Genomic DNA, 13,365 nt, shown 5'->3' with positions numbered 1-13,365 from the left:
TCCCACGGGACCGCGCAAGACCCTCGGGAAGAAATATGTCGCGCCGACCGCCTGTGGATGACTTGGCCCGCCGGCAGAGACGAAAACGCCCGCGCGAGGCGGGCGTCGTGGTAGGGAGGCCTTGCCGACAAGGGTCAGGCGATGGTCACCCGGGCATAGCGCTTCTTGCCCGCCTGGATGACATAGCTGCGCCCGGTCTCCAGCATGTGGTCGCGCTGGACCACGTCGCCGTTCACCTTGACCCGGCCGTTACCCAGCATGTCCTTGGCCTGGGCGCTGTTGTTGGCCAGACCCGCGCGGTTCAGCACCGCGGCGATGGGCGCCTGGGCACCGCCCTCGAAGTCGACCTCGACCTCGGGCAGGTCCTCAGGCAACTCCCCCTCGGCCAGCTGGTTGCCGGCAGAGCGGTGGGCGTTGGCCGCCGCCTCTTCGCCGTGATAGCGGCCGATCAGCTCGCGGGCGAGGATCATCTTGATGTCACGGGGGTTGGCACCGGCCTCGGCATCGCGCTTGAGCGCCTCGATCTCCTCATTGGGCTTGAGCGAGAGCAGCTCGAAGTAGCGCCACATCAGGCTGTCGGGCATCGAGACCAGCTTGTTGAACATCGCCCCCGGCGCCTCGTCGACCCCGACATAGTTGCCCAATGACTTGGACATCTTCTGCACGCCGTCCAGCCCCTCGAGCAGCGGCATGGTGATCACCACCTGGGGCGCCTGACCGAAGTGCTTCTGGACCTCGCGACCCATCAGCAGGTTGAACTTCTGGTCGGTACCGCCGAGTTCCACGTCGGCCTCCAGCGCCACGGAGTCGTACCCCTGCACCAACGGATAGAGGAACTCGTGAATGGAGATCGGCTGACCCGCGCTGTAGCGCTTGTCGAAGTCGTCGCGCTCGAGCATGCGCGCCACGGTACTCTGGCCGGCCAGCTCGATCATGTCGGCCGCACTCATGGCGGAGAACCACTCGGCATTGAAGCGCACCTCGGTCTTGTCGGGATCGAGGATCTTGAACACCTGCTCCCTGTAGGTCTGGGCGTTGGCCTTGACCTCCTCCTCGGTGAGCGGCTTGCGCGTCACGTTCTTGCCGGTGGGATCACCGATGCGGCCGGTAAAGTCGCCGATCAGGAAGATGACCTCGTGGCCCAGGTCCTGAAACTGGCGCATCTTGGTCAGCAGCACGCTGTGCCCCAGGTGCAGGTCCGGCGCGGTGGGGTCAAAGCCCGCCTTGATGCGCAACGTGCGCCCGGACTCCAGCTTCTTGACCAGCTCCTCCTCGAGCAATATCTCGTGGGTGCCGCGGTTCAGCAGCGCCAGGGCGCCAGCAACATCGGTCATTGTCTCCTCTCCACTCAGCAGGCGGCCCGCGGCCCCGCGGGCACTCGGTAGTCGAATGGTCGGGGATGTTACCATGTCCGGCCATCCACGGTTGAGCCCGCCCGGGAGTCCCCATGAGCCTCTTCATCGGCCTGATGTCAGGCACCAGCCTCGACGGCATCGATGCCGCCCTCGTCGAGATCCGGGAGGGCGGCACACCCCGCCTGGTCGCCACCCATGAGACGCCGATGCCCGAGACGCTGCGCGACCTGCTGTGGCGGCTCTGCCATGCCGACCGGGTGGCCTTTGCCGAACTGGCGGCCGCCGAGGACGCCTTCTGCCGCCTGCAGGCCGAGGCCGTCGAGGCACTGATCGCCTCGAGCGGGGTGGACAGAGCGGCCATCTCGGCCATCGGCAGCCATGGCCAGACCATCGAGCACGCCCCGCGAGGCCATGACGGCGGCCCGGCCTATACCCTGCAGCTCGACAACCCGAGCCTGCTGGCCGAACTCACCGCTCGCCCGGTAGTGGCCGACTTCCGGCGTCGCGATCTGGCCGCCGGCGGCCAGGCCGCGCCCCTGGCGCCGGCCTTCCATGAGGCGCTGTTGCGGGTGCACGGCGAATGGCGCCTGGTGCTCAACCTCGGCGGCTTCGCCAACCTGACCCTGCTGCCGCCCGCCGAGGACGAACGCGCGCCGCTGGGCTTCGACACCGGCCCGGCCAATGCCCTGCTGGATGCCTGGCATGCCCGGCATCGCGGTGGACGCTTCGATGCCGGCGGCGCCTGGGCGGCCTCGGGACGGGTCGACGAGGCGCTGCTGGAGCGCCTGCTGACGGACCCCTTCTTCCACCTGCCACCACCGCGCAGCACGGGCCGGGAGCTCTTCCACCTGAACTGGCTGCAGGGGCACCTGCAAGGCAGGGAAGCCCCGCAGGACGTCCAGGCCACTTTGGCCGAGCTGACCGCGGCCAGCGTGGCGCTCGGCGTGGGGATGGCCCGGGAGCGACTCGATGCCCCGCCGGCCGCGGTGCTGGTGCCCTGCGGCGGCGGCGCCCGCAATCCGGACCTGCTGGCCCGCCTGGCCCGCCGGCTGCCCGAGACACCGCTGGTTCCCGGGGACGACTGGGGCTGGCCCGCCGAGTGGCTGGAGGCCGGCGCCTTCGCCTGGCTGGCGTGGCGGCGACTGGCCGGACTGCCCGGCAACCTGCCCTCGGTGACCGGCGCCGCCGGCCCTCGGGTGCTGGGCGGCCTATACACCTCCTGAGCCTCGGGGCCCTAGAAGTCGTCCTCGCCGCGCAGCGACAGATGGCTGGCCGCTTCCCGGGCCTGGCTCACGCCCTCGCTGCTCTCGTCGCCATACTTGATCATCATGCGCAGGTCATTGGCCGAATCGGCATGCACCAGCGCCACTTCCTCGGTAATCTTGCCGGCCTTGAAGAGATCGAAGAGCGCCTGGTCGAAGGTCTGCATGCCGAGGTCCCGCGAGCGGGTCATGACATTCTTGATCTCGGAGACCTCCCCCTTGCGCACCAGGTCACCGATCAGCGGCGACTTGAGCATGATCTCGATGGCCGGGCAGCGTCCGCCGTCCACCGTGGGCAGCAACTGCTGGGCGACGATGGCCCGCAGGTTGAGCGAGAGGTCGAGCCACACCTGGGCGTGTCGCTCGATGGGAAAGAAGTTGATGATCCGGTCCAGCGCCTGGTTGGCATTGTTGGCATGCAGGGTAGCCAGGCAGAGGTGGCCGGTCTCGGCGAAGGTCAGGGCGTGTTCCATGGTCTCCCGAGTACGCACCTCGCCGATCAGGATCACGTCCGGTGCCTGGCGAAGGGTGTTCTTCAGCGCCACTTCGAAGGATTCGGTGTCGATGCCGACCTCGCGCTGGTTGATGATCGCCTTGCGGTGCGGGTGCACATACTCGATGGGATCCTCGACGCTGATGATGTGGCCGCCGAGGGTCTCGTTGCGCTGCTGGATCATCGACGCCAGGGTGGTCGACTTGCCGGTGCCGGTCCCCCCGACCACGAACACCAGGCCGCGCTTGTTGTTGGCCAGCTCGCCGAGCGTGGCCGGCAGCGACAGCTCCTCCAGGTGGGGAATCTCGAAGCCGATGCGCCGGATCACCATGGCCATCTGGTTGCGCTGCTGGAAGGCACTGACGCGGAAGCGTCCCTTGTCCTTGAGGCTCAGCGCGAAGTTGGCCTCATGCTCGACGCGGAAGCGCTCCAACAACATCTCGGGAATCGAGGCACCGACCAGTTCGGTGACCTGCGCCACGCTGAGCCCCTGGTCGCCCAAGGGGGTAAGTTGGCCGGCCATCTTGAGGGTCGGCGGCGCATTCACCGAGATCAGAAGATCCGAGGCCTCCTTCTGCACCATGATGTCCAGCAGCTGGTAGAGCCACTCTTTTGCCGTCATGTCCCTGCTCCTTTTTGTCGTTGTGCCTTCCTCAGCTCGCCAGCACGCCCTTGGCCTTGGCCTGGGCCTCTTCGCGCGTCACCATGTTGTCCGTCACCAGGCGTGCCAGCGAGGAATCCAGGGTCTGCATGCCCAGGTTGCCGCCGGTCTGGATTGCCGAGTAGATCTGCGCCACCTTGTCCTCGCGGATCAGGTTACGCACCGCCGCGGTGGCCACGAGGATCTCGTGGGCCGCCACCCGGCCGCCGCCCTGGCGCTTGAGCAGGGCCTGGGAGATCACCGCCTGCATTGACTCGGAGAGCATCGAGCGCACCATGGACTTTTCATCGCCGGGAAAGACGTCGATGATCCGGTCGATGGTCTTGGCCGCGGAGGTGGTGTGCAGGGTGCCGAACACCAGGTGGCCGGTCTCGGCGGCGGTGAGGGCCAGCCGAATCGTCTCCAGGTCGCGCAGCTCGCCGACCAGGATGATGTCCGGGTCCTCGCGCAGGGCACTGCGCAGCGCCGGAGCGAAGCCATGGGTATCGCGGTGCACCTCGCGCTGGTTGACCAGGCAGCGCTTGCTGCGGTGCACGAACTCCACCGGATCCTCGATGGTGAGGATGTGCTCGAAGCGGTTGTCGTTGATGTAGTCGATCATCGCCGCCAGCGTGGTGCTCTTGCCCGAGCCGGTGGGGCCGGTGACCAGCACCAGGCCGCGGGGCAGCATGGAGAGCTGACGAAACACCGGGCCCATGCCCAGGTCCTCCAGGGTCAACACCTCGGTGGGGATGGTACGGAACACCGCCCCGGCCCCGCGGGCCTGGTTGAAGACGTTGACACGGAAGCGCGAGACGCCCGGCACTTCGAAAGAAAAGTCGGTCTCGAAGAACTCCTCGTAGTCGCGACGCTGGCGGTCCGCCATGATGTCGTAGATCAGCTTGCGGACCTCGCGGTCCTCCATGGCCGGCACGTTGAGCCGGCGGATGTCGCCATCGACGCGAATCATCGGCGGCAGGCCCGCCGAGAGGTGGAGATCCGAGGCCTTCTGTTTTGCCGAGAATGCCAGCAGTTCGGTAATATCCATGCGTTTCCCCTGCTCCCGGGATAAGGTTCCCTTCAGTATGACCAGTATGACAGACACTCAGACATGACGGACCTGGTACTTTCCGAGTCCCTGGCCGCTGCCCGCACCCGGCTCGCCGCGGCGCTGAACGCCGCCAGCCGGCCCGCCGATGCCGCCCGGCTGCTGGCCGTCAGCAAGACCAAGCCCGCCGCCATGATCCGCGAGGCCTGGCACCTGGGCCAGCGCGAGTTCGGCGAGAACTATGTCCAGGAGGCCCTGGACAAGCAGGCCGAGCTGGCGGACCTGGACCCCATCGTCTGGCATTTCATCGGTCCGCTGCAATCCAACAAGACCCGCGACGTGGCCGAGCACTTTGCCTGGGTGCATAGCGTAGACCGTGAGAAGATCGCCCGGCGTCTGAATGATCAACGCCCCGAGGCGCTTGGCCCGCTGGACATCTGCCTGCAGGTCAATATCAGCGACGAGGCGAGCAAGTCCGGCGTCTCGCTCGCGGCACTGCCCGCCCTGGCCGAGGCGGTTCAGACGCTGCCTCGCTTGCGCCTGCGCGGGCTGATGGCGATCCCCGCGCCAGCCGAGGGAATGGACGCCCAGCGCGCGCCCTTCGCCCGCCTTCGCGAGGCCCTCGAGGGGCTCCGCGTGCGCTTCCCCGAGGCACCGCTGGACACCCTCTCCATGGGCATGAGCGCCGACCTGGAGGCCGCCGTGCTCGAGGGTGCCACCCTGGTCCGCCTGGGCACCGCGATCTTCGGGGAACGCACCGCACAAGAGTGACAACCACCAGACGCCGGAGAACCATGCCGGCCACATTCGTCGACCGACACAGGACAGACCCATGGCCAGCAGAGTCACCTTCATCGGCGCCGGCAACATGGCCGGCGCCATCATCGGCGGGATGATCGAGAGCGGCTTCTCGCCCGACGACATCACGGCTACCTCGCCCAGCGACGATATCCTCGCCCCGCTGCGCGAACGGCTGGGCATCCAGACCGCGACCGACAACGCCGCGGCCGTCGCCGAGTCCGACGTGGTGGTGCTGGCGGTCAAGCCGCAGATCATGCGCGAGGTCTGTGAGAAGATGCGCGATGCCGTCCAGGCACGCCGGCCGCTGATCGTCTCGGTGGCGGCGGGGCTGCCCGCCGAGACCCTGGAGCACTGGCTCGGCGGCGACCTGCCGCTGGTGCGCTGCATGCCCAACACCCCCGCGCTGGTCGGTGCCGGGGCCGCCGGGCTCTACGCCAATGCCAAGGTCGACGACGCCCAGCGCCGGCTCGCCACCGAGCTGATGGAGGCCGTGGGCCTGGTGGAGTGGGTCGACGACGAGGCCCTGCTCGATGCGGTCACCGCCGTCTCGGGCAGCGCCCCGGCCTACTTCTTCCTGATGTTCGAGGCGATGGAAGAGGCCGGCGCCACGCTGGGCCTGCCCGCCGACACCGCCCGACGGCTGGCCATGCAGACCGCCCTGGGCGCGGCCAAGATGGCACTCTCGAGCGACAAGCCACCCGCCGAGCTCAAGCGCAACGTGATGTCGCCCGGCGGCACCACCGAACGCGCCATCGAGCACCTCGAGGAGGCCGGCCTGCGCCGCATCATGGCCGAGGCGATGACCGCCTGTGCCGACCGCGCCCGCGAGATGGCCGACGAGCTCGGCAAGCGCTGACCCGACAGCCCGCCACCCAGGCGGGCTGACACGACGACGTTTCAAGACATGGAGGAGCCCCGATGGGCAGTCAACTGGGAAGCGCCGGCCTGCTGCTGGTGAACACCCTGATCAACATCTACATCTTCCTGCTGATGCTGCGCTTCCTGCTGCAGGCATCCCGGGCCGACTACTACAACCCCATCAGCCAGTCGGTGGTGAAGATCACCCAGCCGGCGGTACGTCCCTTCCAGAGCTTCCTGGGACCGGTGATGGCTCGCTTCGACCTGGCCACTCTGGCCACGGCCTTCGTCATCAAGGCGATCAGCATCATCGTGATCCTGCAGATCGCCGGCTTCGGCATGGCGCCCATCGCCGGCGTGGCGATCGGCTCTCTGGCCGCCATCGCCAACGCCATCCTCAAGATCTACTTCTTCGCGCTGATCGTGATGATCATCCTCAGCTGGGTGGCGCCCCAGGCCAGCCATCCCGGTGCCCTGCTGGTGATGCAGCTGGTGGAGCCGATCATGGCGCCGGTGCGCAAGGTGATCCCGCCGCTGGGCATGATCGACCTCTCGCCCATCGTGGTGTTCATCGCCATCAGCCTGATCGATGGTATCGTGGTCGGCTCGCTGACCCGTGCCGCCGGCATCGCCGGTGCCCTGGTCGGCCTGTGAGGCCGGCCGACACCCACGACTGGACACGACACGACTGATGCCCGAGTTCCCCCGCGATTCGGTCGGCCTGGTGACGCCCGAGACGGCGCACTTCGACGACCCCCTGGCCCTGGCCTGCGGCAGGACGCTGCCGGCCTACGATCTCGTCTACGAGACCTACGGCACCCTCAATGCCGAGGGCTCCAATGCCATCCTGATCTGCCATGCCCTCTCCGGCCACCACCATGCGGCCGGCTACCACGCAACGGACGAGCGCAAACCGGGCTGGTGGGATGCGCATATCGGCCCCGGCAAGTCGATCGACACCGAACGCTTCTTCGTGGTCTCGCTGAACAACCTCGGCGGCTGCCACGGCAGCACCGGCCCCACCAGCCAGAACCCGACGACGGGTCACCAGTGGGGGCCCGACTTCCCGCTCATGACCGTGGAAGACTGGGTCCACAGCCAGGCGCGGCTGGCCGACCGACTGGGCATCGCGCGCTTCGCCGCGGTGATCGGCGGCAGCCTGGGGGGCATGCAGGTGCTGCAGTGGACCCTCGCCTACCCCGAGCGCATCGCCAATGCGGTGGTCATCGCGGCGACACCGAAGCTATCGGCACAGAACATCGCCTTCAACGAAGTGGCCCGCCAGGCGATCCGCTCCGACCGTGACTTCTTTGAGGGCTGGTACGCCAACCATGACACGGCGCCGCGCCGCGGCCTCAAGCTCGCCCGCATGGTGGGTCACATCACCTACCTCTCCGAAGACGCCATGGGCAGCAAGTTCGGCCGCGATCTGCGCAGCAACGACCTGAACTTCGGCTACGACGTGGAGTTCCAGGTGGAGTCCTACCTGCGCTACCAGGGCGACACCTTCTCCACCTCCTTCGATGCCAACACCTACCTGCTGATGACCAAGGCGCTGGACTACTTCGACCCGGCCGCGGCCCACCACGGCGACCTGGCCCGGGCCCTGGCATCCGCCGCCTGTCCCTTCCTGGTGGTCAGCTTCACCACCGACTGGCGCTTCCCGCCACCGCGCTCCAAGGAGCTGGTCAACGCCCTGATCCGTGCCAACAAGGCCGTCAGCTACGCCAACATCGACTCGCCGCACGGCCACGACGCCTTCCTGATGCCCGAGCCGCGCTACCAGGCGGTGTTCGCCGCCTTCATGAACCGCGTCGCCCGCGACCAGGGCCTGGAGGACCGCCCATGATGCGCGCCGACCTCAAGCTGATTCACGACTGGGTCCCACAGGGCGCGAGGGTGCTCGACCTGGGCTGCGGCGAGGGCACGCTCCTGGCGGCGCTGGCCCGCGACAAGCAGGTCACCGGCTTCGGCCTGGAGATCGACCCCGACGGCATCACCGCCTGCCTGGCCAAGGGCGTCAACGTCATCGAGCAGAACCTCGACGAGGGGCTGGCCAACTTCGAGGATGACGCCTGCGACCTGGTGGTCATGACCCAGGCGCTGCAGGCGCTGCGCCGCCCGGACCTGATGCTCGACGAGATGCTGCGCGTTGCCGGGGAGTGCATCATCACCTTCCCCAACTTCGCCTACTGGCGCCACCGCGCCTACCTGGGTTTCAAGGGCTACATGCCGGTGTCCCGGTCGCTGCCCCATGCCTGGTACGACACCCCCAATATCCACCTCTCGACCTTCAACGACTTTGAACGCCTGTGCCGCGACAAGGGTCTGAGCATTGTCGACCGGGCGGTGGGGATCGGTGACCACGAGGGACACTGGACCTCGCGGTGGTGGCCCAACCTGTTCGGCGAGATCGCCATCTTCCGGGTCGCCCGCCGCAGGGCGTGACCCGGGAGGCGCAGGCAAGACACCGGAGGAGGGAGAACCGACGATGATCCGACACAGCCTGGCGGCCCTGGCCATGGGCCTGGCGCTGCTGCTGACCCTGCCGGCCCAGGCCCAGCAGTACCAGCAGGTGGGGGACTACCAGATCCACTACAGCGCCGTGAACACCAGCTTCCTGCCGGAGGCGGTGGCGCGGGAGCACGGCATCCCGCGCAGCCAGGTCATGGCGCTGCTCAACGTCAGCGTGATGGAGGAGCTCGAGGATGGCGCGACCCGCCCGGTCACGGCCTCGGTCGACGGTCGCATCGGCGGGCTCGACGGGGGCGACGCCACGCCACTGGCGTTTCGCAGCCTGCGCATCGGCGACACGCCGTCCCAGGTGGCGGTATTCCGCATCCACGAGGACGCCCCGATGCGCTTCGACCTTCGCGTGCGCTACGACCGCAATGCCGCGCCCGCCGAGGTCAGCTTCATCCAGCGCTTCTATATCGACCGCTGAATCCGCGAGCCTCTCGGCTCAATCGACGACGGCGGTCGGGTCCACCTCGCGGAAGAGCGAGACCGGCAGCCGGCGTCCCAGGCGAATCGCCACCGGCACGCCGGCCTCTCGGGTCACTTCGCAGCGCCGCGCCAGCACCTCCACGCCAAGGCCCGCCACCTCGCGCAGGCTCGCGGCATAGGCCGGGTCCAGATGGGCCGCGGGGGCCACGTCCTCGATGCCCTCGTGGGCCACGCAGAAGAGCAGCACGGCGCGCTGTCCACGGGCGGCCAATGCCGCCAGCGCCTCGAGGTGCTTGCGACCCCGCACGCTCACCGCGTCGGGGAAGTAGCCGTGCCCGTCGCTCTCCTTCAGCGTCACCTGCTTGACCTCGACGAAGGCACAGCCGCGCTCGGGATCGTCGAGGCGAAAGTCGAGTCTCGACCCCTCCACCGTGGCCTCGCGGCGGATCTGCTCGTAGCCCGCCAGCTCCGCCACGCGCCCCGCGCGCAGCGCCTCCTCGACGATGCGGTTGGCGCGTCCGGTGTGCACCGAAGCCGTCGCCGTGATGCCGTCGGGACGGGGCAGCTCGATCAGCTCCCAGGTCCAGGCCAGCTTGCGGGCCGGGTTGTCGCTGGGCGATAGCCAGACCCGGCACCCCGGCACGTTCACGGCCCGCATCGAGCCGGTATTGGGGCAGTGGGCCACCACCTCGCGGCCGTCATCGAGGCGCACGTCGGCCAGGAAGCGCTTGTAGCGACGCAGCAGAGTCCCGGGGGCCAGGGTCGGGTACTCCATCAGCGGCGCGCCAGGAAGCGCTCGAGGCGGCTCACGGCCTCCTCCAGCCGCGCCTCGCCGGTAGTGAAGGCGATCCGCACATGGTGCTCACCGCCGTGCAGGGCGAAGTCCGTCCCCGGGGTGATGGCGACGTTTTCCTCCTCGAGCAGCGCCCGGCAGAAGGCCTCGCTGTTGCGACTTACGCGCGAGATGTCGAGCCACAGGTAGAAGGCCCCCTGGGGCGGCAGCGACGGCGCCAGCCCCAGGCGCGAGAGCCCCGCCAGCAGGGCGTCGCGGCGCCTGCCCAGTTCCCTTCGCCGCCCCTCGAGGATGCCGTGGCACTCGGGCGTGAAGGCGGCCAGGGCGGCATGCTGGGCCGGCGTGGAGGGGGCCAGGAAGACGTTCTGGGCCAGCCGGGTGAGGGGCTCCACTGCCGCCTCGGGGGCCAGCAGCCAGCCCAGGCGCCAGCCGGTCATGCCGAAGTACTTGGAGAAGCTGTTGACCACGAAGGCATCGGCGCTGAGCGAGGCCACCGAGAGCGGTTCGAGATCGAAGCAGAGCCCCTGGTAGATCTCGTCCACCAGCAGGTGGCCGCCACGCGCCGCCACCGTCTCGGCCACCGCCGCGAGCTGCCCGGCATCGAGCATGTGCCCGGTGGGGTTCGAAGGCGTAGCGAGCATCGCCAGGCGGGTAGCGTCGCGCCAGTGGGCCTCGACGAGCCCGGCATCCAGCTGCCAGCCGCTGGCCGGGCCCACCGGCACGGCGTCCACCTCGGCGCCGGCCAGGGCCATGAAGTGGCGGTTGCAGGGGTAGTTGGGATCGGCCATCAACACTCGATCACCGGGGCCGGCCAGCAGCTGGCTGGCCAGCAGCAGCGCCCCGGAGGCGCCGGGCGTGACCAGGATGCGCCTGGGGTCGACCGCGGCACCGAAGTGCTCGGCATAGTGGCCGGCGATTGCCTCGCGCAGCGCCGGCAGCCCCGCCGCCGGCGTGTAGCGGGTATGGCCCGCCGACAGCGCGGCGCGACCGGCCTCGACCACCGGCTCGGGGGTCGGGAAATCGGGCTCACCGACCTCCAGATGGATGACATCGTGCCCGGCGGCTTCGCGGGCCTGGGCCGTCTCCAGCAGGCTCATCACGCGGAAGGGGGCGATGCGCTCGACGCGCGGATTCCAGGACATGCACGGCTCCTCTCGACACGTCGCGGCACGACGGGCATCTTTTCCGCGGCCGGGAGTCAAAACCGGCATCTTACGACTTTTGGCGTGCCGGCGCAGTCCCTGCTGCGCAAGGGGTTGCACGGCCAAGCTTTTTGCGCTAAACAAGCACCCCTTTGGCGTGAGATACCAGGCACCATGGCGGGTATTGATCAGTAGTCACTCAAGTAACGAGGCAATCCCATGCCAGTAGCAGAAAAGAAGATGGAAGCTCCCAAGAAATTCACCCCGTACGAGCCGGCGCCGGGTGAAGAGTACATGAACGAGAAGCAGCTGGAGCACTTCCGACAGATCCTGCTGGGCTGGAAACAGGAGCTCATGGAAGAAGTCGACCGCACCGTGCGCCATCTGCAGGAGGAGGCGAACAACTACGCCGACCCCGCCGATCGCGCCACCCAGGAAGAGGGCTTCAACCTGGAACTGCGCACCCGCGATCGCGAGCGCAAGCTGCTCAAGAAGATCAACGAGACCCTCGAGAAGATCGACGAGGATGACTACGGCTTCTGCGAAGCTTGCGGTGTCGAGATCGGTATCCGCCGGCTGGAGGCGCGGCCCACCGCCACCTTGTGCGTGGACTGCAAGACCCTGGCCGAGCTCAAGGAAAAGCAGTTGGGCGGCTGAGTCAGCCATGCCGATCTCCGCGATCCCACCCCGCGACGGGCACCCCAGGGTGCCCGTTTGCGTATCGGGCCCGAACGACAGGGAGCGCCGATGAGCCGCTACCGTGGACGCTTCGCGCCGACCCCCTCGGGACCCCTGCACTTCGGCTCCCTGGTGGCGGCCCTGGCCAGCTTCCTGGATGCCCGAAAGGCCGGCGGCGACTGGCTATTGCGCATCGAGGACATCGACCCACCGCGCTGCCCCGCCGGAGCCGCCGACACCATCCTACGCCAGCTCGAGGCCTTCGGCCTGCACTGGGATGGCCCGGTCACCTGGCAGCATGACCACCGCGACGCCTATGCCGCCGCGCTGGAGCGACTCAAGGCCCTGGGGCTCGCCTACCCCTGCAGCTGCTCGCGCCGGCAGTGGCGCGAGCATGCCGTCTACCCCGGCTGGTGTCGAGACGGGGTGCGTGAGCCCGGCAAGCCGGTGGCCTGGCGACTGCGCAGCGACCTGGGCCTGCGCCCGGTGGTCTGGCAGGACCGCCTGTTCGGCGAGCAGCGTTTCGACCCGGCCGAGCTCGGCGACGTGGTGCTCCAGCGCAAGGACGGCCTCTGGGCCTACCAGCTCGCCGTGGTGGTCGACGACACCGACCAGGGCATCAGCGACGTGGTGCGCGGCGTCGACCTGCTCGACAATACCCCCTGGCAGCGCCAGCTGCAGCACGCCCTGGGCGTCCCCGAGCCGCGCTACCTGCACCTGCCGTTGATCATCGGCGAGGACGGCCAGAAGCTCTCCAAGCAGAACCTGGCGCCGGCCCTGCCGGAGCAGGACGATGCCGTGCGCCCGCTGCTGCATGCGGCTCTGGCGGCACTGGACCAGGCCCCGCCCCGTACGCTTGCCACGGCGCCGGTGGACGAGCAGCTGCGCTGGGCCGTCGCCCACTGGGAGATCGCCCGGCTGCGCGCCGAGGCCCACCGCCAGGCCGGCACCGTCGCGCCCTGAGAGGAGCCCGCCATGTACGTCTATCGCATCATGCTGTTCCTGGTCTTCGGCGGGTACCTGCTCTCGCCGCTGCTGATGAGCGGCTGGGCCAGCCCCGAGGTGGCCTGGTACCGCCCCTTCGTCATCTGGGGAGTGCTGATCGCCCTGACCCTGTGGCTGGAGCAGAAAAGGAAGCTCGATGAACGCTAGCCTCGGCGGCCTGCTGGCCCTCGGCAGCGGCTACCTGCTGCTGCTGTTCCTCGCTGCCCTGGCGGTGGAGCGGCACTGGATCCCCAGTAAGCGCTCCACCAACCCCACCTGTTGCGGCCTGAGTTAGACCGGTAGGGTGTCTTTCCAGCGCCAGGGCAGCAGCGTGTCGAGATCGTCATCCTCGCCAAGCGTCGGCA

16 protein-coding genes are annotated in these 13,365 nt (G+C 68.5%); 11 read left to right on the top strand and 5 right to left on the bottom strand.

Annotation, left to right across the window (positions count from 1 at the left end; all coding sequences use genetic code 11):
• Positions 1-134 precede the first annotated feature (134 nt).
• A complete protein-coding gene (gene tyrS, locus OP498_RS17700) occupies positions 135-1,334 on the bottom strand; it encodes a tyrosine--tRNA ligase (protein ID WP_280548940.1) in 1,200 nt (399 codons plus the stop codon).
• Between the two features lie 113 nt (positions 1,335-1,447).
• Here tyrS and OP498_RS17695 point away from each other — a divergent pair, with 113 nt between their 5' ends.
• Positions 1,448-2,578, top strand: a complete 1,131-nt coding sequence (locus OP498_RS17695) for an anhydro-N-acetylmuramic acid kinase (protein ID WP_280554654.1) — start codon at positions 1,448-1,450, stop codon at positions 2,576-2,578.
• Positions 2,579-2,589: 11 nt separating this feature from the next.
• Here OP498_RS17695 and OP498_RS17690 read toward each other — a convergent pair whose 3' ends face one another.
• Together OP498_RS17690 and OP498_RS17685 are read right to left on the bottom strand one after the other, a co-directional pair.
• A complete protein-coding gene (locus tag OP498_RS17690; RefSeq protein WP_280554653.1) occupies positions 2,590-3,732 on the bottom strand; it encodes a PilT/PilU family type 4a pilus ATPase in 1,143 nt (380 codons plus the stop codon).
• A 31-nt stretch (positions 3,733-3,763) separates the two neighbouring features.
• A complete protein-coding gene (locus OP498_RS17685) occupies positions 3,764-4,798 on the bottom strand; it encodes a type IV pilus twitching motility protein PilT (RefSeq protein ID WP_280554652.1) in 1,035 nt (344 codons plus the stop codon).
• A gap of 63 nt (positions 4,799-4,861) precedes the next feature.
• Between OP498_RS17685 and OP498_RS17680 the strand changes: the two genes are divergently transcribed.
• The 6 genes from OP498_RS17680 (at position 4,862) to OP498_RS17655 (ending at position 9,401) form a co-directional block, all read left to right on the top strand.
• Complete coding sequence (locus OP498_RS17680; RefSeq protein ID WP_280554651.1) at positions 4,862-5,569, top strand: YggS family pyridoxal phosphate-dependent enzyme; 708 nt, start codon at positions 4,862-4,864, stop codon at positions 5,567-5,569.
• Between the two features lie 61 nt (positions 5,570-5,630).
• Positions 5,631-6,455: a pyrroline-5-carboxylate reductase gene (gene proC, locus OP498_RS17675; RefSeq protein ID WP_280548930.1), complete on the top strand. Its 825-nt coding sequence runs from the start codon at positions 5,631-5,633 to the stop codon at positions 6,453-6,455.
• 62 nt (positions 6,456-6,517) lie between these two features.
• Positions 6,518-7,111 carry a YggT family protein gene (locus OP498_RS17670; protein ID WP_280548929.1) on the top strand — a complete coding sequence of 198 codons (594 nt, stop codon included), beginning with the start codon at positions 6,518-6,520 and terminating at the stop codon, positions 7,109-7,111.
• Between the two features lie 37 nt (positions 7,112-7,148).
• Positions 7,149-8,306: a homoserine O-acetyltransferase gene (locus tag OP498_RS17665; RefSeq protein ID WP_280554650.1), complete on the top strand. Its 1,158-nt coding sequence runs from the start codon at positions 7,149-7,151 to the stop codon at positions 8,304-8,306.
• Complete coding sequence (gene metW / locus OP498_RS17660; protein WP_040183966.1) at positions 8,306-8,905, top strand: methionine biosynthesis protein MetW; 600 nt, start codon at positions 8,306-8,308, stop codon at positions 8,903-8,905. Before OP498_RS17665 ends, metW begins: the two co-directional genes overlap by 1 nt.
• A 43-nt stretch (positions 8,906-8,948) precedes the next feature.
• On the top strand, positions 8,949-9,401 hold the full coding sequence (locus OP498_RS17655; RefSeq protein WP_280548925.1) for a DUF4426 domain-containing protein: 453 nt from the start codon (positions 8,949-8,951) through the stop codon (positions 9,399-9,401).
• Between the two features lie 18 nt (positions 9,402-9,419).
• Here the strand turns inward: OP498_RS17655 and sfsA are convergent, their stop codons facing one another.
• Both sfsA and OP498_RS17645 read right to left on the bottom strand, forming a co-directional pair.
• On the bottom strand, positions 9,420-10,178 hold the full coding sequence (sfsA, locus tag OP498_RS17650; protein ID WP_280554649.1) for a DNA/RNA nuclease SfsA: 759 nt from the start codon (positions 10,176-10,178) through the stop codon (positions 9,420-9,422).
• Positions 10,178-11,338 (bottom strand): aminotransferase class I/II-fold pyridoxal phosphate-dependent enzyme, encoded by a 1,161-nt coding sequence (locus tag OP498_RS17645; protein ID WP_280554648.1) that lies wholly within the window; start codon positions 11,336-11,338, stop codon positions 10,178-10,180. Before OP498_RS17645 ends, sfsA begins: the two co-directional genes overlap by 1 nt.
• A gap of 219 nt (positions 11,339-11,557) precedes the next feature.
• Here OP498_RS17645 and dksA point away from each other — a divergent pair, with 219 nt between their 5' ends.
• The 4 genes from dksA (at position 11,558) to OP498_RS17625 (ending at position 13,295) form a co-directional block, all read left to right on the top strand.
• Entirely contained in the window at positions 11,558-11,995 is a 438-nt protein-coding gene (gene dksA, locus OP498_RS17640; RefSeq protein ID WP_280548919.1) for an RNA polymerase-binding protein DksA, read from the top strand.
• Positions 11,996-12,085: 90 nt separating this feature from the next.
• Complete coding sequence (gluQRS, locus tag OP498_RS17635; protein ID WP_280554647.1) at positions 12,086-12,979, top strand: tRNA glutamyl-Q(34) synthetase GluQRS; 894 nt, start codon at positions 12,086-12,088, stop codon at positions 12,977-12,979.
• A 12-nt stretch (positions 12,980-12,991) separates the two neighbouring features.
• Entirely contained in the window at positions 12,992-13,168 is a 177-nt protein-coding gene (locus tag OP498_RS17630) for a hypothetical protein (RefSeq protein ID WP_166644658.1), read from the top strand.
• Positions 13,158-13,295, top strand: coding sequence for a hypothetical protein (locus tag OP498_RS17625; protein ID WP_280554646.1), 138 nt, complete (start codon positions 13,158-13,160; stop codon positions 13,293-13,295). The genes OP498_RS17630 and OP498_RS17625 overlap by 11 nt, the downstream gene beginning before the upstream one ends.
• Positions 13,296-13,365 lie beyond the last annotated feature (70 nt).

This window comes from Halomonas sp. 25-S5, assembly GCF_029889845.1.
Classification (GTDB): Bacteria; Pseudomonadota; Gammaproteobacteria; order Pseudomonadales; family Halomonadaceae; genus Halomonas.
The sequence above is the reverse complement of the archived record's forward strand: the minus strand, read 5'-3'. Positions and strand labels throughout refer to the sequence as shown.